This window comes from Arhodomonas sp. AD133, from assembly GCF_051195215.1.
In the GTDB taxonomy this organism is placed as follows: domain Bacteria; phylum Pseudomonadota; class Gammaproteobacteria; order Nitrococcales; family Nitrococcaceae; genus Arhodomonas.
Genome location: NZ_JBNAZM010000004.1, coordinates 42,397 through 63,261, shown reverse-complemented (window position 1 = coordinate 63,261; position 20,865 = coordinate 42,397). Strand labels below are relative to the sequence as shown.

At 66.1% G+C, this 20,865-nt stretch carries 16 protein-coding genes; 10 read left to right on the top strand and 6 right to left on the bottom strand.

What is annotated here, in order from left to right; genetic code table 11:
* Positions 1-125: 125 nt before the first annotated feature.
* The 3 genes from ACPEES_RS03830 to ACPEES_RS03820 all read left to right on the top strand — a co-directional run bounded on the left by ACPEES_RS03830 (position 126) and on the right by ACPEES_RS03820 (position 1,496).
* Positions 126-446 (top strand): glutaredoxin family protein, encoded by a 321-nt coding sequence (locus ACPEES_RS03830; protein WP_435101207.1) that lies wholly within the window; start codon positions 126-128, stop codon positions 444-446.
* An 11-nt stretch (positions 447-457) separates the two neighbouring features.
* Positions 458-1,003: a L,D-transpeptidase family protein gene (locus tag ACPEES_RS03825; RefSeq protein ID WP_435101205.1), complete on the top strand. Its 546-nt coding sequence runs from the start codon at positions 458-460 to the stop codon at positions 1,001-1,003.
* Between the two features lie 184 nt (positions 1,004-1,187).
* Positions 1,188-1,496, top strand: a complete 309-nt coding sequence (locus ACPEES_RS03820; protein ID WP_435101203.1) for an Lpp/OprI family alanine-zipper lipoprotein — start codon at positions 1,188-1,190, stop codon at positions 1,494-1,496.
* A gap of 177 nt (positions 1,497-1,673) precedes the next feature.
* Here ACPEES_RS03820 and ACPEES_RS03815 read toward each other — a convergent pair whose 3' ends face one another.
* The gene (locus tag ACPEES_RS03815) at positions 1,674-2,597 is read right to left on the bottom strand and encodes a L,D-transpeptidase family protein (RefSeq protein WP_435101201.1); all 924 of its coding nucleotides are present in this window, start codon (positions 2,595-2,597) and stop codon (positions 1,674-1,676) included.
* Positions 2,594-2,911 carry a SelT/SelW/SelH family protein gene (locus ACPEES_RS03810; RefSeq protein ID WP_435101199.1) on the bottom strand — a complete coding sequence of 106 codons (318 nt, stop codon included), beginning with the start codon at positions 2,909-2,911 and terminating at the stop codon, positions 2,594-2,596. The genes ACPEES_RS03815 and ACPEES_RS03810 overlap by 4 nt, the downstream gene beginning before the upstream one ends.
* A 181-nt stretch (positions 2,912-3,092) precedes the next feature.
* On the opposite strand from ACPEES_RS03810, the gene ACPEES_RS03805 reads away from it, so the two are divergent.
* Entirely contained in the window at positions 3,093-4,091 is a 999-nt protein-coding gene (locus tag ACPEES_RS03805) for a DUF2333 family protein (RefSeq protein WP_435101197.1), read from the top strand.
* An 11-nt stretch (positions 4,092-4,102) separates the two neighbouring features.
* Here the strand turns inward: ACPEES_RS03805 and ACPEES_RS03800 are convergent, their stop codons facing one another.
* Entirely contained in the window at positions 4,103-4,960 is an 858-nt protein-coding gene (locus ACPEES_RS03800; RefSeq protein ID WP_435101195.1) for a class II glutamine amidotransferase, read from the bottom strand.
* Positions 4,961-4,978: 18 nt separating this feature from the next.
* Positions 4,979-5,530, bottom strand: a complete 552-nt coding sequence (locus ACPEES_RS03795; RefSeq protein ID WP_435101193.1) for a CoA pyrophosphatase — start codon at positions 5,528-5,530, stop codon at positions 4,979-4,981.
* Between the two features lie 395 nt (positions 5,531-5,925).
* On the opposite strand from ACPEES_RS03795, the gene ACPEES_RS03790 reads away from it, so the two are divergent.
* On the top strand, positions 5,926-6,513 hold the full coding sequence (locus ACPEES_RS03790) for a hypothetical protein (RefSeq protein ID WP_435101191.1): 588 nt from the start codon (positions 5,926-5,928) through the stop codon (positions 6,511-6,513).
* 101 nt (positions 6,514-6,614) lie between these two features.
* On the opposite strand, the gene ACPEES_RS03785 is transcribed toward ACPEES_RS03790, so the two are convergent.
* Positions 6,615-7,523 carry a chemotaxis protein gene (locus tag ACPEES_RS03785; RefSeq protein ID WP_435101189.1) on the bottom strand — a complete coding sequence of 303 codons (909 nt, stop codon included), beginning with the start codon at positions 7,521-7,523 and terminating at the stop codon, positions 6,615-6,617.
* 214 nt (positions 7,524-7,737) lie between these two features.
* Between ACPEES_RS03785 and ACPEES_RS03780 the strand changes: the two genes are divergently transcribed.
* The 5 genes from ACPEES_RS03780 to ACPEES_RS03760 all read left to right on the top strand — a co-directional run bounded on the left by ACPEES_RS03780 (position 7,738) and on the right by ACPEES_RS03760 (position 19,335).
* Positions 7,738-8,751 carry an AraC family transcriptional regulator gene (locus tag ACPEES_RS03780; RefSeq protein WP_435101187.1) on the top strand — a complete coding sequence of 338 codons (1,014 nt, stop codon included), beginning with the start codon at positions 7,738-7,740 and terminating at the stop codon, positions 8,749-8,751.
* 428 nt (positions 8,752-9,179) lie between these two features.
* Positions 9,180-13,307 (top strand): Ig-like domain-containing protein, encoded by a 4,128-nt coding sequence (locus ACPEES_RS03775; RefSeq protein ID WP_435101185.1) that lies wholly within the window; start codon positions 9,180-9,182, stop codon positions 13,305-13,307.
* 220 nt (positions 13,308-13,527) lie between these two features.
* Entirely contained in the window at positions 13,528-15,333 is a 1,806-nt protein-coding gene (locus tag ACPEES_RS03770; RefSeq protein WP_435101184.1) for a flavin monoamine oxidase family protein, read from the top strand.
* Positions 15,334-15,389: 56 nt separating this feature from the next.
* Positions 15,390-17,345: a lipoxygenase family protein gene (locus ACPEES_RS03765; RefSeq protein WP_435101183.1), complete on the top strand. Its 1,956-nt coding sequence runs from the start codon at positions 15,390-15,392 to the stop codon at positions 17,343-17,345.
* Between the two features lie 13 nt (positions 17,346-17,358).
* Positions 17,359-19,335 carry a thiamine pyrophosphate-binding protein gene (locus ACPEES_RS03760; protein WP_435101182.1) on the top strand — a complete coding sequence of 659 codons (1,977 nt, stop codon included), beginning with the start codon at positions 17,359-17,361 and terminating at the stop codon, positions 19,333-19,335.
* 96 nt (positions 19,336-19,431) lie between these two features.
* Here the strand turns inward: ACPEES_RS03760 and ACPEES_RS03755 are convergent, their stop codons facing one another.
* Positions 19,432-20,523 (bottom strand): helix-turn-helix domain-containing protein, encoded by a 1,092-nt coding sequence (locus tag ACPEES_RS03755; protein ID WP_435101181.1) that lies wholly within the window; start codon positions 20,521-20,523, stop codon positions 19,432-19,434.
* Positions 20,524-20,865: the final 342 nt, after the last annotated feature.

The window sequence follows — 20,865 nt, the reverse complement described above, 5'->3', positions numbered from 1 at the left end:
CAGCGATATAGCAACGCTTGGACACGCATCACGGCGCCGGGAATACGAGTGCCGACGCCAACAGCCGGAACGGAATCGCCACGCTCCGTTCACCCGATGCGTCGGTCCACGCCGGCGGTGAAACTGTGGCAAACTCTGCCATCGACGGGGAAACGCTGAACGATTCCCCGAGACGGGGCACCACGACAATCACGGAACTCATGGCGCGTATCTCCAGGCTGGAACTCTACACGACCGACGGCTGCCGTCTGTGCGACGAGGCTGAGCGAATCCTCGATCCTGTCATCCGCCGGCTCGGTATCGAGCTGGAAGCCCGGGACGTCCTCGACGACGAAGGCTGGGAAACAGCCTACGCCGAGCGTATTCCGGTGGTGCGCCGGCCGGATACGGGCGCGGAGCTCGGCTGGCCCTTCGATACCGACAGCCTCTATCGATTTCTACTATGAGCCTACGACCCATGCGCATAGTCCGCGGGCTCGTGGCCATGATGCTCCTGGCCTTCGCGTTGCCGATCGCTGCCGCCAACCCCTGGGTGCTCATCGACACGGAATCGGACACCGCACAGGTACGCAACGGCGATAACGTCATCGAGACGCTGGAGAACCTTTCGTTCGGCCGCGGCGGCATCTCCGACCTGCACCTCTTCGGCGACGAGACCACGCCGCGCGGCGAATACCGCATCACCCGGATCGACCGCAGCAGCCGCTTTCATGTTTTCGTGGAGCTCGACTACCCGACCCTGTCCCATCTCGACCTGGCCCACCGGCGCGGTGTGGTCGACGACGAGCGCTATCAGGCGCTGCTCGACAGGAGCATCGAGCGCGGACGGGTGCCACAGAACACGCGCCTCGGTGGCTATATCGGTCTGCACGGGCTGGGCAAGGCGGACACGGACATCCACGAACGCCTGCACTGGACCGAGGGCTGCGTAGCAATGACGGACGCCCAGATCGAGCGCCTCCTGCGCCACATTCGCCTCGGCAGCCGTGTCGTCATCCGGTAACAATGCGGCGCGAGTTGGCAAAATCGTCCCCGCACCGGGGCTGCGTAACCGACTGGCCGTCGTGGCACGCTTGCAACGCTACGTACGAACCGTAATATGGCAGCGACGATTGTCGCCGCGCGCAACAACGGACGCGGGAATCGTTCACGGTTACCCAATAGAGTGAAGAACAAGGAGTCGCTTCATGTCCCACACTCTCAAGACCCTGCTTAAGCTTTCCGTCGCGGCGGCCTCCCTGAGCGTGATGGTCGGCTGCGCGTCACAGGCCCGTGAGGAAATGAACGCCCGCATCGACGAGGCACTGACGACCGCGGAAGAGGCCCAGGCCACCGCGAACGACGCCCAGGCTTCCGCCGACGCGGCGCTGGACGCGGCCGACGAGGCGCAGGCCACTGCCGATGAGGCGCATGAGCTGGCCGAGTCCGCTCAGTACACCGCCGATCAGAACAGCAAGAAGATCGACCGCATGTTCAAGAAGGCGATGTACAAGTAAGCATCGCCTCGCTCCCATGCGAAGGGCCCGGCCGAATGGCCGGGCTTTTTTTCGTCCGGGAGACGGCGCCGCAAGGCATGGCGCAGCCCGGCGTGTTGCGCCCGGGCAACGCGCCGGACGGCACGCCGCCGATCATGTCACGGTCACGCCATCGTTCACCGGCAAGCACTCCGTCGCTCATTCCGAACGGCTGATGAGCAGCGGTATGCCGTTGGGCGTGCGCGATGCCGCGCGCAGGCGCTCGTAGTCCACGCGCCCCGGTCCTCGGCCGGCCGCCGCCCCCACCGCCGCCAGCGCCTGATCGAGGCTCGGCGCTCTACCCTCGCCACCCTCCTCGTCCAGCACCGGATGCACTTCCACGTAAAGCTGACCGGCCACCCACCCAGCCTTGACCGGCTGGTTGACGATGCGCACGGGGGTATTCACGCCCAAGCGGGGAAAGAGCTGCTCGATGTCTTCCGGGAGCATGCGCACACAGCCGTGAGTCACCCGCATGCCCACCCCCCAGGGGCGATTGGTGCCGTGAATCAGATATCCCGGGATGCCCAGGCGCATCTTGAACCGCCCGAGGGGGTTATTCGGCCCGGGCGGCACCACATCCGGTACATGCCGGCCCTCGGCGGCCGCTTCGCGGCGGATGGACTCCGGGGGATACCACGCCGGATTGCGCACCTTGTCGATAATGCGCGTCTCGCCAAGGGGGGTATTCCAATCCATGCGGCCGATCGCCACGGGGTAGGTTTCGACGGTGCGCGCCTGCCCTGAGCCGGCGTCGGGATAATAATAAAGCCGCATCTCGGCGACATTGAGCACCACCCCTTCCCTCGGCGCATCCGGCAGCACGAAGCGCTTGGGCAGCATGACCTCCGTTCCCTCTCCCGGCACCCACAGATCCACACCGGGGTTGGCGATGCGCATTTCCTCATAGCCGAGGCCATGGCGCCGGCCGATGTCCAGTAACGTCTCGTCCGCCGACGCGCGTTCCACCTCCAGGTGGCCCACGACGTCCACATCGGTCGGCGGCAGCGGGAACGTCACGGCGTGGGTCGACGACATGACGCCCACCACGAGCGCAACCACCAGAGACAACCTCGCAATCATTCAGCATCCCCTCGTTGAGATGTCGGCTTCTGCTCGCTGTGACCGAGATCCACTTCCGGGGCGATACGATCACGCACCAGTCGCTTGAGCTCCGCGGACTCCGGAAAGCGACCGGCATCGGCGCGCGAAAACACGCATTCGCCATCCACCGCCACCTCGAAGACCCCGCCCTCGCCGGGAACCAATGCGACCTCCCCCAGACGATCGCCGAGGGAGAACAGCAGCTCCTGGGCCAGCCATCCGGCGCGCAGCACGAACCGGCAACGGCGACAGTAACGAATCGAGACACGGGGCAAAGCGGTCGTTTCACTCATTCGGACAATTCTACGGTGACCGGCGCACGGACCCAATCTCCGCCCTCGCCCCCTGGGAGCCGCGGGCGTCAGTCGGTATGATCGGCGGCTCATGAATCATTCGGGGGACCGGGGCATGTCGCTGCGCGATCGCATTGGACGTCTTTCAACTCGCCGCCACGCCCGAGCCGGCCAGCGCACCATGAAACGCCGCTACATCGCGGGCCCCGCCGGCATCGCCGTGGCCGTGATCGTCATCGTGCTCGTCGGCCTCGGCTGGTACTGGAGCCGTTCCCCGGAACCCTTCGAGGTGATCGCCAAAGCCCGCGACACGGTGCCCGGCGATACCGACCCCGCCACCATCCCCGGCAGCGTCACGGTTTCCGCGCTCATGGGCGTCGCCAGCACCCTGCTCGACAAGCCAGGCGGCTATCTCGGCAACGACGTCACGCCACCTAGCGTGCTCCTCGACAACATGCCGCGCTGGGAATTCGGTGCGCTGGTACAGGTACGCGATCTGGCCCAGGCACTGCGCAATGACATGAGCCGTTCACGCTCGCAATCGTCCGAGGATACGGACCTCGCGATCGCAGAGCCGCAGTTCAACTTCCCCGCCGACTCCTGGATGTTTCCGGCCTCCGAATCGGAATACCGCAAGGGCATCAAGGCGCTGGATCGCTACCTCACCCGGCTGGCCAACCCCGACGACAGCAACACGCAGTTCTACGCCCGCGCCGACAACCTCAACGAATGGCTCGGCGTGGTGAACAAACGCCTCGGCAGCCTCGCCCAGCGCCTGAGCGCCAGCGTCGGCGAGTACCGGTTCAACGTCGACCTCGCCGGTGATCCGAGTGCCAGGCAGTCGACACCGAAACACTCGCAGCAGATCCGCACGGAAACACCGTGGCTCGAGATCGACGATGTCTTCTACGAGGCACGCGGCAGCACCTGGGCGCTGGTGCATTTCCTGCGCGCCGCACGAGTGGATTTCCGCGATGTGCTCGAGGACAAGAACGCCGAGGCGAGCCTCGACCAGATCATCCAGGCCCTGGAACAGACACAGCGGCCGCTGTGGAGCCCGACGGTGCTCAATGGTGACGGTTACGGCGTACTCGCCAACCACTCGCTCACCATCGCCTCGTACATCGCACGGGCGAACGCCGCGATCATCGAGCTGCAGCAACTGCTCACCCGCGGCTAGCGCGCGGCGGGCTACGGCCGCTGCCCCGCGATCCGGCCCTCCAGCGGCGTGCCGAGTCGCGGATGGCGGACGAGCAAGGGATCGATGCCACCGGCCGCATTCACCCGCCGGGGGAAACCACCCTCGAAGACCACCATCGTGCCCGGGTCGATGCGCGTCCAGCGCTCATTGTCCGTCAACGGATGGGTGGCGATCACGGTGACCACATCATGTGGGGTGGTGACTTCGGCGAAGTCCACGCTGACCTCCGAATCCTTGAGCTGAGCCTCGCCAAAAGGGGCACAGCGGGTCAGCCAGTGCAAATGCGTGCTGCAATAGGTGTAGAGCACACGGCCGTCGGAGAGCAGCATGTTGAACGTCCCGGCGTCGTGGAGGTGCGCGGCGAGCTGGCGGACATAGCGCCAGACGGTCTCCCGCCGGCGTGGCGGCCTCGGGAAACGCTCACGCAACTCCCCCATCATCCAGCAGAAGGCGTATTCGCTGTCGGTATTGCCGATGGGCCGGTAATGGCGCAGACGCCAGCGGCGTACGCCGCGAAGCTTGCCATTGTGCGCGAACACCCATGGACGCCCCCAGAGCTCACGCTGAAAGGGATGGGTGTTCTCCAGCGACACATGCCCGTGCGTGGCCTGGCGGATGTGGCAAATGACATTACAGCTCTTGATCGAGTAGCGCTGGATCAGCCGCGCCACCTCCGAGTCGACGCTCGGCCGCGGGTCGTGGAACGTACGGCAGCCGCCGTCCTCATAGAACGCGATACCCCAGCCGTCGCGATGCGGGCCGGTACCGCCGCCGCGCTGCATCAGTCCCGTGAAGCTGAAGCAGATGTCCGTAGGCACATTGGCGCTCATGCCAAGAAGCTCACACATCGATATCGATCATCCGGTTCAGGGCGTCAGTGGCGCATCCGGCTGATCCGCGAGCAGCCGGTAGAGATCCCGCAGAATGGCCGCAGTCGCGCCCCAGATGTAGTAGTCACCATAGGGGATGGCGCACAGTCGGTAACGGCGCCCACCACGATCCAGCGAATGCGGGCGGTGGTTCGCCGGGTCCAGCACGAACGCCAGCGGCACCTCGAAAATCTCCGCCACCTCGCCGGGGTCGGGCACCAGCGTAACCGACGGGGCGATGATGCCCACCCAGGGATCGATCCGAAAGCCCGTGCCCGTCGGGTACACCGGCAACCGTCCCACCAGCTCCACGGCCTCGGGCACCAGGCCGACCTCTTCCTCGGCCTCGCGCAGCGCTGCCGCCAGGCTCGATTCATCATGAGCCTCGATGCGGCCACCGGGGAAGCTAATCTGGCCCGCGTGGGCACGCAGATGCGCCGTGCGTCGCGTGAGTACCACATTGAGCCCGGACTCGCGCTCCACCAAGGGCACCAGAACGGCTGCTGGATGGAGACTGGCGCCGGCGGGCACGGCAGGTCTCGCCGGCATACGCGCCTGCTGAAAACGCCAGTGTATCCATCGACGGTCTACAGCGAACTCCATACTTCGCGATCGTTGAGATGACACGTGGATTATACCGGCAACCAGCGGGGAATACGCATGCGCCCCGGATGTCCGGAGATATATACTTATATCAACCGGTTAACAGCGCTTGTTCATTGAGATCGAAAACCGCCGCTACGCTCACCGCCGCGAAATGAGCCAAGGCGGCCAGGGCCGACGGTGTCCGGGCGTGCTCTTTGCTTGGCACATTCCAACGCGGACTCGTACGCGTGTGTCACCAATGCGACGACCCGTTGGCAATTTACAACCAAGGGGGTGCCATCCTGGCTCGTCATCGGCCATAATGTAGGGCAACCGATATCCTTGTACCGTAGACTGCGATGCCGTTAAGAGTAGCCGCCATCACGTTGAGCGCCCTGGTTTTCTCTCTGCCGGCAATGGCGGAGGACACCTGGCGTAGCCCGTTGCGCCCCGGTCTCGAGCTCACCACCGAGCTCAGTGAGGCACTGGACGTGCGTTTCGGTGTCAATGCCTCGTCCGAAAGCGACAGCGGCTGGCGTGGCGATGTCCAGACGCAACCCGGCAGTCTGGGCGCCTCGGCGCTGGTGGACTGGCAGTTCTCCGGCAACAGTGGCATGCGGCTGACCGGCGGTGCCCTCTACGGAGACACGAGCTGGAGCTGGCAGAAAGGCTGGCAACCCGGCGGAGAAAGCGAGCGCCTCGGTGTCCGGCTCGATGAGGACGCGTCATTGACACCGTACGTCGGTTTCGGCTGGGACCAGCAATTCGGTGAGGGACAACGCTTCGGCCTGCAGCTCGACCTCGGCGTCATGTTCGAGGGGGTCGGCGATCTCGACAGTGGCACCAGCGAGCTACGCGAACTCCGCGAAGAGACACAGCTCGGCGAGCGCTTCGAGAGTTTCCGTTACGTACCCATGTTCTCGGCGGGCGTCGAGTACCGCTTCTGACCCGTGTCCATGCCCCTGGGTGAAGGGGCATGGAAGACTCCTCCTCGCTCGCGCGAGCCGCCATAGCGGCACGAGGTCGGCGCACGGGTCAGGTGTATCCGCTATGCGCCGGAGACCAACAGGTTGTCGACGTGGGCGGCGAGATCGGACGCATCGAACTTCGCGAGAAAATCGTCTGCCCCCACCTTTTTCACCATCGCCTCATTGAATACGCCCGACAGGGAACTGTGCAGAAGCACCTTGATGCCTTTCAACTGCTCGTCGGCGCGAATCCGGGTAGTAAGCGTATAGCCGTCCATGCGTGGCATCTCGATGTCCGAGATCACCAACGCAAGCGTGTCGATCCCGCCATCTGCCGCCGCCTCGCGAAGCCAGGCGAGCGCATCCTCGCCATCTTTCGCCACTGCTACCCGCCAGCCCAGCGGCTCCAGAGAGCGCCGGATCTGGTTACGGGCGACGCTGGAGTCATCCACCACGAGCAGTTGATCCCGAGAGGACTGGACACCGGCCGACACCCCTTCACGTACGGTCTGATCCGCCGGGTCGCCGAGCACGTCCACCAGCACCTTCTCCACATCGATGATCTGCACGAGGACACCGTCCACCCGTGTCACGGCCGTAACGTAGCCACGGTCCGCAACGTGGGCCGGCGGCGGGAGCACGTGTTCCCAGCTGATGTTGACGATGCGGTCCACCCCATCCACCAGAAACCCCTGCACGGTGCGGTTGTACTCGGTGACCACGACCGATTCACCCACCCCGGCATCACGGACGCCGATGGTTTCGCCGAGGCTGATAATGGGTACCGTCTGGCCGCGTACGTGGGCGACACCGCGAATCCCCGCGCGGGAATCCGGCATGACGGTCAGGCGCGGCGCGCGGATCACTTCCCGGATCTTGAAAACGTTGATGCCGAAGTTGCGCTTGCCGAGCTGGAACAGCAGCATCTCGAACCGATTGTGTCCGGCAAGCTGCGTGCGCTGGTCCACGCTACCCATCGTAGTCGCCATGTCCGTTCCATCCCGCCGCGTTTGCATTTCCCCTGCCGCCTGTAACGGCCGGCTCCCGCCAAACTGTAGCCCACGGCTCGTCGTCGAACGCGCACACGCGATACCCTCGTTGTGAATACAATCACAATTTCACTGGCATGATGGTCATTGCCGATAACGACGGAAACGGGGGGTGGCAACCGTGAACGGGGCTCGAAGTCGATTCAGTGACACGATGTCTGGCTCGTCCGGTGGTCAGGTACGGCAAGCGCGTTTCGACACAGCCCGGCTGCCGGAGTACGAACGATTGGACGCCAGGCAGACCATACGGCCCCCCCACCTTCGGATCACTCCAGCCCGGAATGCGGCCGGCGACTGCGCCGCAACGGCCGACGCCTGGCGACTGGGCGACTGCGCCCTGGGCGTGTCACGGTTCACTGCGCAGACGGTAATCCGTGACCGGCATCTCGTCTCACGGCACGCGCTGGAATGCTACAACGTGCTGGTCCCGCTTCAGGGTATTATCGATACCGAAACCGAAGGTCGGCGAACCCGGCTGCATCCCGGTGACATCCTCGTCGAGGATACGCGACGCACCAAGCAGTCGTTCTATCACGGCGGAACGCTGTTGTTGTTCCGCGTCCCGCATTACAGGCTTGTCGGCACCGCTACACCCACCGACCTGCACGGCCGTGTGTTGCGGGCAGCGATGCCGCAAACCGCCCTGCTGCGCGAGCACCTTGTCGCATTGCACGAGGAATGCCGCCTGCTCCACGAGCACGATATCCCCGCCGTCATTCACGCTACCACCAGACTCATCGCCGCCGCAGTGGCACCGGCAGGACCCGAGCCGACCCAGCCGATGTCACTGAGAGAACGCCTGGAACGCTACATTCACACGCATCTGTCGGACCCGGCGCTCGACGCCGACGCGCTGCAGCGACAGTTCAATGTCTCGCGAACCCGCCTCTACGAGCTCTTCCGTACCGAGGGCGGGATCAGCAAGTACATTCGCGTACGACGACTCGATCAGGCAGCGTCGTGGCTGACCGACCCGACGCGGGCGGCACACACCATTCAGCAAATCGCCTTCGAAGCCGGATTCCGCAACGAACGTCAATTCCAGCGCGCGTTCCGGCAGCGCTTCGGCGTGACTGCCCAGGCCATTCGCAACGCGCCCGCCGCACGCATTCGCCAGCTGTCGTCCTCCCCGAGCCCCGCCGACGAGGTCGCGGGAAACCCTCCCTGAGATCGGGCATCCTGAGTGTCATTGCCGGGAAGCGTTCGATGACACTTCCCGGTCGCCCCCCGATTCCAATCTGGCGCAGCCCTGAGCGGTGCCAGCGCCCATGGCCGCCCTGTCACCGTCGCCCTCGCCCTCTCCGAACGAATTGTCGCCAATCGTGGGACAGATCGTCGTAAATCACTGCCGTCACTAAGGCACCGTTAGTCGACGACAGACCGCAGCGGCCCGGGACGCGGGATCGGGAGCCCCACAGCGTCGCACCCCCGGCATTTGCGTTGCCTGCGCGGGACGCGAGCCGGTGCCGGACCACTGCCAGCACAACCATGACACATACGGTGAGCGGCGCGATCGCCCCCGTCCCCTCGGGCGGGTTCGGGCGGGTACGGCCGCGTCGGTGCCAACGCTCACCAACACGCCAAGGACCCAGTTCGATGTCTGATGCGGCGCGACCCAAGACGACCACCATCCTGATTGCGGCTGCGACCCTGGCCATCGCCCCGGCCGCAGCGCAGGCGGAGACGCTCCACGTAAACGCCAACGCCGGCGGCGCCAACGACGGCTCCAGCTGGTCCGATGCCTACACCGCCCTGCAGGACGCCTTCGACGAGGTCAACGCCAATCCCGCCACGGACTACGAGATCTGGATCGCCGCCGGCACCTACCACCCGGACCGTGACAGTGACGGCGACCACACCAGCGGCGACCGCGGTGAGCGCTTCCAGCTCGACCGTGACGGCGTGGCCATCTACGGCGGCTTCGCGGGCAGCGAAAGCCGCCGTTCCCAGCGCGAAGTGGCGGGCAACGACCCGGTCGTTCTCAGTGGCGACCTCCAGGGCGACGACCAGGACACCAACGGCGACGGCGTTGCGGACACCAACATCGGCGACAACAGCTCCACCGTCATCCATTTCGACGGCACCAGCACTGATATCACCAACGCCACCATCGTGGACGGCGTGACCATTACCGCCGGTGACGCCGACCAGGACGGCGGCGGCATGTACTGCAACGGTACCCGTGGCGGCACCTGCAACCCGACACTCGTCAACGTAACGTTCACCGACAACCGCGCCAGCGACGGCGGCGGCGCCGTCTACAACAACGGCGGCGACGGCACAAGCAGCCCCGTGTTCGTGAACGCCGTATTCACCGACAATCGCGCCGGCGGCGCCGGCGGGGCGATGTACAACGACGGCGGTCGTAACAACGGCGGCGTGAGCAGCCCCACGATCGTCAACGCCGCATTCATCGGCAATCGCGCCGGCGAGCACGGTGGCGCGATCTACAACGACACGTACACGCTTTTCTCCGGCGGCACCGGTCACAGCAGCCCGGAGATCGTCAACGCCACCTTCGCCGACAATGTCGCTGCCGCCGGCAATGGCGGCGCCATGCACAGCCACGGCGTCTGGGGCGGGACCAGCAACCCGGTGATCACCAACGCTACGTTTACCGGCAACCGGGCCCACCCAGACGGCAGGCATTACGGCCAGGGCGGCGCGTTGTACAACAATGGCGGCGGCGACGGCGGCGACAGCACGGCGGTGATCACCAACACCATTGTGTACGGCAATTCCGCCGACGAGGGCGGCGACGAAATCTACTATCGCAAGACGCCGCCGACCGTGGCACACAGCCTGATACAAGGCGGGCTCGACGGCGACGGCGTGGACTCCGCCTACCGCAACCCGCCCCCCAACGACGGCGGCGGCAACATCGATGGCAACCCCGACTTCACCGATGCCGGTGACCCGGATGGTCTGGATGATATCCCCGGCACCGAGGACGACGGGTTGATGCCGCAACCCAATGCCGCCGTGCTGGACGCGGGTGACACCAGCGCGCTGCCCGCAGACACCGCCGACCTGGACGGCGACGGCGACACTTCCGAGCCCCTGCCCGTGGACCTCACCGGTGCAGCCCGCGTCCAGGAAGGGGCGGTGGAAATCGGCGCTTACGAAATCGACGAGCTCGCCGGCCAGCGCCCCACGGCTCGCGCCGACACGGTGAGCACCGCCGAGGATACATCCCTGTCCGGCAACGTGCTCGCCGACAATGGTGCCGGTGCCGACGACGATCCCAACGGCGACGCCCTGAGCGTCACCACCACCCCCGTCAGCCCACCCGGGTCGGGGAGTGTCAGCCTGAGCACCGATGGCACTTTCGACTACACACCGCCGGCGGACTTCAATGGCCGCGACGACTTCACCTACGAGGTCTGCGATGCCGGCGGCCTGTGCGACACCGCCCGCGTGCGCGTCAGCGTCACAGCGATCAACGACCCGCCGGTAGCCAGCGACTCGGGCATCAGCACCGACGAAGACACCCCCACCGGCATCAGCCTGCAAGGCACCGACCCGGACGGCGACGCTCTCGACTTCGCCGTGACCGCGGCACCATCGGCCGGCAGCCTCTCCGGCAACGCTCCGGAGGTCACCTATACGCCGGACGCCGAGTTCAACGGCAACGACAGCTTCACGTTCGAGACCTGCGACCCGGACGGGCTGTGCGATACCGCTACCGTCGCCATCACCGTAGCCGCCGTCGATGACAGCCCCACTGCCGACGCCCAGAGCGTGAGCACGCCTGAGGAGACACCGGTGAGTGTCACGCTGACCGGCGACTCTCCCGACAACGAGGCGCTCACGTTCAGCGTCACCGGATCCGGTCCCGCTCACGGCACCATCACCGGCAACGCCCCGGCTCTCACCTACGTGCCGGCGACCGGCTTCCAGGGAGCGGACAGCTTCGGGTTCCAGGTTTGCGATCCGGGCGGCCGCTGCGGCAGCGCCACGGTCGACATCACCGTCACCGACGCCAATGACGCGCCCACGGCCGACGCCCGGACGGTCTCCACGGCAGAGGATACCGAGCTGCCCATCACCCTGACCGGCAGCGATCCCGACGGCGACGCGCTCACCTTCAGTCTCGACGGCAACGGTCCGCAACACGGCACGGTCACGGGCGCGCCGCCGAGTCTCACCTACACCCCGAACGCCGGTTTCGACGGAGACGACCGCTTCACCGTGCGCGCCATCGACACGGTCGACGCCACCGCCGAAGCACGCCTTACGGTGGAGGCGCAGACCATCACCACCGCGAACGGCGAGATCCCCACGGTCTCGGTGGCCGCCACCGCACCGGATAACAGCCCGTTGACGCTGAGCGTGGACGGCAGCGGCCCGTCCGGGGGCACCGTCACCACCAGCGGCGGCGGCGCCCTCACGTACACCCCGACGGCGGACTTCGACGGCGACGACCGCTTCACGGTGGCGGCGACCGACGGCGCCGGGGGATCCCCGCGCGGCTCGGTGACAGTGGCGATCAGTGCGGCATTCTCCGCAGACGGCATCTCCGTGAGCGTCACGCTCACGGGTAGCACACCAGACGCCCATGCCCTCGCCTTCAGCGCCGTCGGCGCCGGCCCGTCCGAGGGCTCGATCACCAGCACGCCGCCGGCGCTAACGTATACCCCGTCGCCGGATTTCAACGGCACCGATACCTTCGGCTTCCGCGTGAGCGACGGTCGTGGCGCCACCGACCGGGCGACGGTGACCGTCGAGGTGGACGCCATCAACGACGCCCCGGATGCCGCCGACGACCGCTTCACCACTGCCGAGGACACGTCCGTCAGCGGCAACCTGCTCGACGACAACGGCAACGGCGCCGACCGCGACCCCGAGGGCGACGCCCTCACAGTGGCCCGGGTGCCCGACACCGTGCGCACGGCCGCGGCGAGCCGCGGCTCCCTGGCCCTGAACAGCGACGGCTCGTTCACGTACACGCCAGCGCCGGATTTCAACGGCACGTACGCATTCGACTACCGCGTCTGCGATACCCGGCAGGCATGCACGACGGCCACCGCGCAGATCACGGTGACGGCGGTCAACGATGCCCCCGACGCGGTCCGGCGGACTGTGGCCACGCCTGCCGACACGCCGGTGGCCCTGACCCTGGCGGCCACGGACCCCGACGACGACACACTCGCGTTCACCCTGACGGGCAGCCCCGACCACGGCCGTCTCCAGGGCACACCGCCGGCGCTGACGTACATCCCGGAAAGCGGCTTCGAAGGCGACGACCGCTTCACCTTCCGGGTGAGCGACGACAGCGGCGCGACCGCCCGCGGCGCCGTCACTGTCGCGGTCAATGGCAGCAACCAACCACCGGTGGCCGCCAATGACCGGTTCACGGTGAACCCGGGTACGGCGGTCACGGGCAACTTGCTCGCCGATAACCAGGCCGGCCGCGACCGTGACCCCGACGGTGACACCCTGCGAGTAGCGACCACTCCAGTGACCGCCCCCGCCGAAGGGTCGTTGACGCTGCGTGCCGACGGCGGCTTCACCTATACCCCGCCAGCACCGCTCGACGGCCCCGTGCGCTTCGTCTACCGCGTCTGCGATCCGGGCGGTCTCTGTGACACCGCGACTGTCACCGTGGGCACCGGCGCCACCGCGGACACACGCAAGGTACCCGCTCTGGGCGGCTGGGGATTCGCCATCCTGTCACTGCTCATGGGCTGGATCGCCGTTCGCTTCCGGCGGAACATCTCCTGACGAACCTTCCGGGGAATCCCCCCGGGGCTCGCAGTGGGGCCCCCGGGGGGGATTCATCCGATTCGGCGACGACCGAACACATTGTCGCCTTCGCCGAAACCGCGTGACCTATAGTCCAGTCAGGAAACGCCCATCATGGCGGCGGCGTTGCGGCCCCTGAGCCGCACCCGCCGCCAGCAACGCGCCCGCGACGACAGTGGCCAGCACAGGAGGTTCTGCCATGTCCTCACATTCCTCCGGCGATCGCGCCTCCCGGACCGCCTCCAAGCAACAGCGCTTCGAGAACTTCCGCAAGGCCCTGTTGCGGCAGGCCAGCCGCCACCTCTCCGACCGGCGTGCCGAACGCCTGCACGCCGAAGAACCGCCCAAGGCCACGTTCGCGGCCGAACCGCGCCGCACCCGCTCAGATGTGTCGGTAGGTATCGTCGGCGGCGGCATGGCGGGGCTCTACGCCGGCCTGTTGCTGGACGAGCTGGGCATTCACTACCACATCTTCGAGGCCTCCGGTGAGCGGCTCGGCGGGCGCGTGCGCTCCTACTACTTCGACGACCGCCCGCACCAGTACGCCGAGCTCGGTGCCATGCGCTTCCCCGACAACTTCATGCAAAGCCGCCTGTTCGCCACCTGGCAGTACCTCAACGAGACCGCCGCCTCGGTGCCCGGCGCCCGCGAAATCCCGAAAATCCCGTACTACATGCACGACCCGACATCGACGCCGGACGCGGGCAACCTCCTGGCGTTCAACGGCTGCCGGCCGGTCACCCGCAACGAGGCGGCTGCCGACAACACCCTGCTCGGTTTCGACCAGTTCTTCGAAGGGCCGGAGTGGGATCACTTCAAGCGCGACGGCAAATTGAAGCCCGCCCAGGAGCTGCTGGACAACGCCATCAATCCGTTCGTGGAGATGTTCGAGGACGAAGGCGTCGACGAGGCCTGGGAAACGATGCTCAAGTACGACGGATTCTCGGCGCGCGGCTATCTCCAAACCGTGGGCGACGGCGTCGCGCCCTATCCCGCGCGCATCGTCGATTACATCGAGAGCGTGCTCAGCTACACGGGTATCTTCGATCTTTCGCTCATCGAGATCGTTCTCGATCAGTTCAGCTTCGCCGCCACCGAGCAGTGGTACACCATGGACGGCGGCGTCAGCCGCATCACCGACGAGCTGGCCAACCGCGTTCCCGGCGAACGCGTCACCATGAACGCCCGGGTATCCGAGCTCCGCGGCGACGAGGATGGTGCCGAGCTCGCCTACCGGCCGGAGGGTGGCCTGCGCCCGCGGCGGCATCGCTTCGACCGCATCATCAGCACCCTCCCGTTCAGCGTGCTCAAGACCGTGGACACCCCCGTGTGGCAGGCGGGCAAACGCGAAGCGATGCGCACGCTGAAAATGACCAATGCGGTGAAAATCGCTCTCGGCTTCCGGTCGCGCTTCTGGGAAACGGAGGGCCCTTACAGCAAAGGCATGAAGGGCGGCCAGTCGGACACCGATCTGAACGTGCGCAGCATCGTCTATCCCTCATTCGGGATCGGCGAGCCGGGACCCGCTTACATCCTGGGCAGCTATTCCTGGCAAAACGATGCCGACAAGTTCAGCCACCTCAGTGAGTCCGATCTGCTGGACATCGCCCTGCGCGATGTCGCCAAGCTCCACGGCGAGGACGTGGTAATGCGGGAATACCTGGGCCACGGCGCCTCCATCGTGTGGAACCGGGAGCCCCACGCCGGCGGCGGGTTCGCGTTCTTCGCCCAGGGCCAGTTCGGCGAGCTCTTCGTCGATGCCTGTGAGCCCGAAGGGCGCTTCCACTTCGCCGGCGAACACCTGGACATGGTGCACTACTGGATCGCCGGCGCCTTCAACTCGGCCCTCCGCACCGTCTGGGAAGTCCTGATCCTGGAAGGGCTGGATAGCCGCGAGAACCTGGACATTCTGTTCAATGCCCTCGGCGGCGGCGACATCCTGCCGTCCATGATCCCCCACCTCACCACGGAATCATCGGCGGTCGCCGAGCAGCTCGTGGGTTAATCGGCCAATGCCGGCAGTCATGGCCCATCCGGCGATTCGGGAATAGGAGTCTCGACATGCGCAAAACCGCCATTGAGCTATACCAGTTCACGCTCAACACGCTGCCGGGCGATCGCCCGGCGACCGCGGCCTCGCCGACCCGCGAGGATGAACACACCGCATTCATCTACCAGTTCCTGGAGCAGGATCGCCAGTACGGCAGCGACGAATACCCCGGCAGCGGCACGTTCTCGGCCACCACGAGCCCGTGGCTTGCCGCTGCGTCCACCATCCCGCTGAGCTGGAGCTGGACGCTGGCGGACACCGAGGCACAGGCGAAACGAACCGCCGAGGTGAATGCCGAGAACGCGACTATTCAGGAACACGTGCCCAAGCAGCATTACAGCGGGTCCGCGGTGGAGCAGGTTCACCAGCGATACACGCGGGGCATGTGGGATCCGTCGGTGTTCACGAGCACGACCATCGACACCCTTACCGGGCACTGGATCAACGACGATGCCGAATTCGCCCGGCAACGTCTCGGCGGCGCCAATCCCAACGTCATCGCGCGCTACACCGGCAGCCACGACGACCTGGTGAAGCTCATCAACGACGCCGCCGGCGCCCACGACAAGTCCGCCCTGGCGAACACCCTCGGCAACGCGCTGAACAACAAGCAGCTCTTCGTCTGCGACTACCGTCCGGTGCTCGGCAACGTGATCGACAAGCAGTTCGTCCGCAAGGGCCAGCACCTCGCCGCTCCGCTGGCGTTCTTCACCGTCGAAGACAACGCTCTGATGCCCAAGGCCATCCAGATCGAAGCGCCGCAGAACGGTTACCTCTTCACCACCGCCGACGGCGACAACGCCTGGCTGCTGGCCAAGCTCTGGGTCGCCAACGCGGACGCACAGTGGTGGTTCAGCGGATCGCACCTGTTCAACACCCACAGCATCGACATGATCTTCGGCATCGCGGCGCTGGAGCGCATACAGACAGGGGCGCTCGCCGAAAACCATCCCATGCTGGTGCTGATGTATCCCCACCTGAAGAAGGTCTTCGACATCAACACGGCGGTCTACAACGCCACCGCTTACGACTCCGACGGCGGCGCGCCGGGCATCTACCAGAAGGGGCAGTTCTGCGACCAGTTCCTGCCCACCGGACGCATCGGCATCTACCAGATCATCAACAATCTCTATCAGGGTTACCGCTTCGACGACCAGGCGTTCGACCAGACCATTCAGGCCCGGGGCATCGACAAGAACGTACTGCCGGTATCCTTCCCCTACCGCGACGACGGCGGCCCGTGGTTCTCGGCGATCACCACGTTCGTGGGCGACATCGTCGATGCCAGCTATGACAGCGACGCCGCCGTGGAAAAGGACAGCGCCCTCAATGGCTGGCTGAACGCCGTGCAGCAGGCGTTCAACCACGACGGCAACGAACGGTTCACCTGGCAGCCGAAGAAGGCGCGGCTGAAGTCCGTATTCGCCAACCTCATGTTCCTGTGCACGGCGCAGCACACGGCGGTGAACGACACCATGTTCGACCAGTACGCGTTCCTGCCCAACGGCCCCTTCGCCATGACCGCGCCGCCGCCCAAAGGCGGCTCTGTCGGCGACGACGACCTGCTCGCCGCCCTGCCCGACCCCCAGGCCAAGACCAATGACAGCTACGCATGGCCGATCATGAACCAGATCGACTTCGTCATGAACGGCACCGCCCCTGTCTACGACGCCATGGCCGGCAACGGCCCCCACGACGCCGGCGCCCTGCACCGCATCTACCCCTACGACGCCGGCTCGGCCCAGTCCAAGGCCGTAGAGGCCTTCTACACGGCCCTGTGGGGAGGCAGTAGCGGCAACTCGTCCCTGATGGAGACGATCGCCAATAACCAGGCCGAGCGCGCGAAGCACTACCGCAACGACAACAGCGATGCCGAAACCGTGCCGAACAGCGTGCGCTACCCGTACCTGAGCGTGCCGTATGTGCTCGGCATCAATGCGCCGGTGATGAACAGCATCCAGATCTGACGGAGGGGAGACCATGCCGCGCAGCCACCTCATGGACCACGAGCGCTTCCTCCGGGAATTCCGCACTCCCGAGCACGTGGTCGAGCCGGAAACGGGCGCCGTGCGCGCTGCGGCCGGCGACGTAACCGACGTCGCCGACACCGGCACGGAGACCGTGTCGGCGTATCTCAACAAGCGCCTGCGCGAAATCGGCGTGGGCCACGTGATGGCCATACCCGGGGACTACATCAGCGAATGGGTCGAATCCCTGGACGGCGAGTCGAGCGCAGGCCTCAAGCGGGTGCACCCCAACAACGAGATGCTCGCCACCTATGCCGCCGACGGCTACGGCCGGGCGGTGGGCGACAGCGTCGGCTGCGTCGCCGTCACCTACGGCGTCGGTGCACTCAATGCCGTGCAAGCCGTAGCCGGCGCGTACGTGGAAAACGTGCCGCTGGTCATCGTCAACGGCACTCCGTCGCCGGCGCAGTTCAATTCCCAGCGCGACCAGGGCGTGCTCTGGCACCACATGTTCGACGGCTCATATACCGACCTGCGGGTTCTCCAGGAAGTCACCGCCCGCGCCGTGCGTATCGACAACCCGGCCTACGCACCCGAGCTCATCGACGCAGCACTCGCCACGTGCGTTACCGAAAGCCGCCCCGTCTACATCGAGATCGCCAACGGCATGGAAGGGTATCAATGCCAGGCGGTCTCGAGGCGGCAGGGACTGAAGCCCAGTCCCGTGCCACAGAGCGCACGATCCCTCGAAGAGGCGGTGGACGCCGTGGTCGAGGTGCTGAAGTCGTCTCAGCGACTCGTGATCCTCGGCGGCATCGAGCTCTCGCGGTACAGTCTGCAGGACAAGCTGGTCGCCCTCGCCAAGCGGCTGCAGGCGCCCTACGTCTCGAGCCTGCTCGGCAAGAGCGCGCTGAGTGAGTTCCGCGAGGACATCCGCTTCTCCGGCGTCTACAACGGCCGCAATTCCCAGGCCAACGTGCAAAAGCTGATAAGCGATGCCGACGTGGTGCTGCAGCTAGGCGTGCTGGAGACGGATTTCAACTTCAGCGGGGTCGCCACCGCGGACTTCGACCCCAATACGGCGCCGGGCCTGCCCCTGGCCGGCCAGATCGACGTCCGTCAGGGCGCGGTGAAAATCAACACCGCCGCCAACCCGGCACAAACCGGCGAGCTCTACTGGGGCGACGTCTCCCTGGACGCCTTCCTCGGGGCGCTCGCGGAGGCCATCGACGAGCATTTCGGTGGCAAACCGCCCGGCGCCCCTTATCCGGGCCTGGATTCGGGAACGCCCTGGGAAATCCCCGCCCCCGGTGAGTATCCCGGCAACGACCAGGTGACCTGGGACAGCTTCAAGTCGTACCTGCAACACCACTATCTGTCGCAATTCCAGGAGAGCAACCAACCCGTATTGCTGGCGGACACCGGTCTCACGTTCTACGCCCTCAACAACCTCAAGGTTCCCGAGGGCGGCTACATCGCCCAGCTCTCCTGGGGGGCTATCGGTTACACGGTGGGCGCGAACTACGGCGTCAAGCTCGCCCACGATGCGGTCAGCCACGGCAGCGGCCGGCGTGTGGTCAGCGTCTGCGGCGACGGCGCATTCGCCGAGAGCGTCAACGCCCTGGGCACCATCGCGCAGCTCGGTCTGGATTCCATCGTCTTCGTCATGGCCAACGGCGTCTTCGCCATCGAGCAGTTCCTCATCGATGCCGACGCTTACTGCAACGATGCCCCGCCGCCGCAGTTCGCCGCGCTTGCCGATGTGCCGCAAACGGCGATCTGGGACTGGGCCAAGCTCGCCGAAGGTTTCGGCGGCGTCGGCTACACGGTGACCACCAACGCGGAGCTCGCCGAGGTGCTGGGCAAGCTCGAGGAACCGCCCACCCATGCGGCAACCGGCAAACCCACGTTCACGCTGGTCGCGGTGCACAACAAGCGCAAGGATCTGCCCTCCAACACCCGCTGGAAGATGCACTGCGGCAACGGCTGACGGACATCACACGAACCCACCTGGGTAGCCACCGGCGGGCCGAGACCGCCGGTGGCACGACCCTGGGATCGCGGCCACCGCCTATGCCGCGAGGCATTACCCGGCGTCGGTGCCCCAGGTCTCCCGCACCAGCGTGTCAGCGTGACGGAAAAGCCTCACGGCATCCCACGCACCGCCGGCCGTCGCATAGACCTCGGCGCTTCGGCGGATCTCCCGCGCGCTCGTTCCGTAGAGGCTGCGCAGCGCCCGCTGGCACTGTGTCTCGGAGCGGAACCCCGCCTCCAGTGCCAGCACCGAAACACCGAGATGACGGCGGTCGCGATCGAGCAGCAACTCGGCGGCTCGTTCGGCCCGGCGGCGTCTGAGGTATGCGGCCAGGCCGCCATCGTCGCGAAACAACCGGTAAAGCTGCGAGCGGGAGATCCGGAAGCGCCGCTGCACCGTCGCGGCGTTCACGTCGGGATCACCGAGGTGATGCTCGACGAACGTTTCGATCGCACGCCGGACACCCTGTTGCACGTAGCCACGTATATCCTCGCGCTCACCCAGCGAAGGCTCGATTGCGGCGGCCACCAGCGCATGGGTGGCACGTTGCAACTCGGCCATGTGCCCGGGGTCCATGTCCCCGATTCGCTGGAAGTAGTGCAACAGGTGAGAGCGCAGCAGCCGCGTCTGCGGCCGTTTCCCCGACAGCTTCACCCCATGTAGATCGCGGCCGGGGAACATGCCTTCGACAATGGCGCGTGGCACGGAAAAGGTCAGTATCGCGCCACCTCCCGAAGTGGTGTGCTTGGGCCGGCCGAGATCGTCGATGATGATGTCCCCGGCCTCCACCACCGTCTCGTTCCCGTCACTGTCGGTGGGAACGCGCCCACGCATGTGCAGCATGATGTGGTAGAGATCGGGCGCATGGGCGGCAACGAGCCGTCGATCGCGAATGGCCCGCTGGGCCCGGAATTCGGTCACGGCGAGAATGTGCTCGCCGACCAGCCACGCATCGATACTGCCGGCGAGCCCCCTGGACCCGTTGCGTAACGGTGCCACGGTAATCTGCGGATGCAGGATCTCGCACCAGGCACCGGTCTGACGCGCCGGCGGTAGCCAACGGCTGTCGAAACGTACGTGCTGCACCCCGTCGGCATGCACCTCCGCCCTGAGCGCACTTGCAGCGTCCTCACTCGCGGCCATGGTTCCCCCATTCCCTGACGGTTGTTCTTCTGATTGCCCGGGCGGCGGTGGGCCTGCCGCCCCGTCCCCCCGGTATGCCCTCACGCTGACGGATCGGCGCCGCCGCCACCCGAAAACGTGAGGTTCATCACACCGACCCCCGGCGTGCGGGAAACCATACCGGGAACACGATGGCACGGGAAGTGCCGACACACCTAGCGGCGACACGGATCCAAGTTGCGTTCCCGGTCATATAAGGTCCTGTCATTCCTCCCTTTCCGTACCTGTCACAACGCCCCGCCACGGTGGGCCGGTACCGCCGACGGCAATGCTTCGGCGGACATAGTGTCGCCAATCACGAAA

Coding starts and splice junctions, on each gene's coding strand:
- ACPEES_RS03805 (WP_435101197.1), top strand. CDS start 3,093: ATGAAACGCCGCTACATCGCGGGCCCCGCCGGCATCGCCGTGGCCGTG.
- ACPEES_RS03770 (WP_435101184.1), top strand. CDS start 13,528: ATGTCCTCACATTCCTCCGGCGATCGCGCCTCCCGGACCGCCTCCAAG.
- ACPEES_RS03795 (WP_435101193.1), bottom strand. CDS start 5,530: ATGCCGGCGAGACCTGCCGTGCCCGCCGGCGCCAGTCTCCATCCAGCA.
- ACPEES_RS03775 (WP_435101185.1), top strand. CDS start 9,180: ATGTCTGATGCGGCGCGACCCAAGACGACCACCATCCTGATTGCGGCT.
- ACPEES_RS03790 (WP_435101191.1), top strand. CDS start 5,926: ATGCCGTTAAGAGTAGCCGCCATCACGTTGAGCGCCCTGGTTTTCTCT.
- ACPEES_RS03780 (WP_435101187.1), top strand. CDS start 7,738: ATGTCTGGCTCGTCCGGTGGTCAGGTACGGCAAGCGCGTTTCGACACA.
- ACPEES_RS03820 (WP_435101203.1), top strand. CDS start 1,188: ATGTCCCACACTCTCAAGACCCTGCTTAAGCTTTCCGTCGCGGCGGCC.
- ACPEES_RS03825 (WP_435101205.1), top strand. CDS start 458: ATGCGCATAGTCCGCGGGCTCGTGGCCATGATGCTCCTGGCCTTCGCG.
- ACPEES_RS03755 (WP_435101181.1), bottom strand. CDS start 20,523: ATGGCCGCGAGTGAGGACGCTGCAAGTGCGCTCAGGGCGGAGGTGCAT.
- ACPEES_RS03765 (WP_435101183.1), top strand. CDS start 15,390: ATGCGCAAAACCGCCATTGAGCTATACCAGTTCACGCTCAACACGCTG.
- ACPEES_RS03785 (WP_435101189.1), bottom strand. CDS start 7,523: ATGGCGACTACGATGGGTAGCGTGGACCAGCGCACGCAGCTTGCCGGA.
- ACPEES_RS03800 (WP_435101195.1), bottom strand. CDS start 4,960: ATGTGTGAGCTTCTTGGCATGAGCGCCAATGTGCCTACGGACATCTGC.
- ACPEES_RS03815 (WP_435101201.1), bottom strand. CDS start 2,597: ATGATTGCGAGGTTGTCTCTGGTGGTTGCGCTCGTGGTGGGCGTCATG.
- ACPEES_RS03810 (WP_435101199.1), bottom strand. CDS start 2,911: ATGAGTGAAACGACCGCTTTGCCCCGTGTCTCGATTCGTTACTGTCGC.
- ACPEES_RS03760 (WP_435101182.1), top strand. CDS start 17,359: ATGCCGCGCAGCCACCTCATGGACCACGAGCGCTTCCTCCGGGAATTC.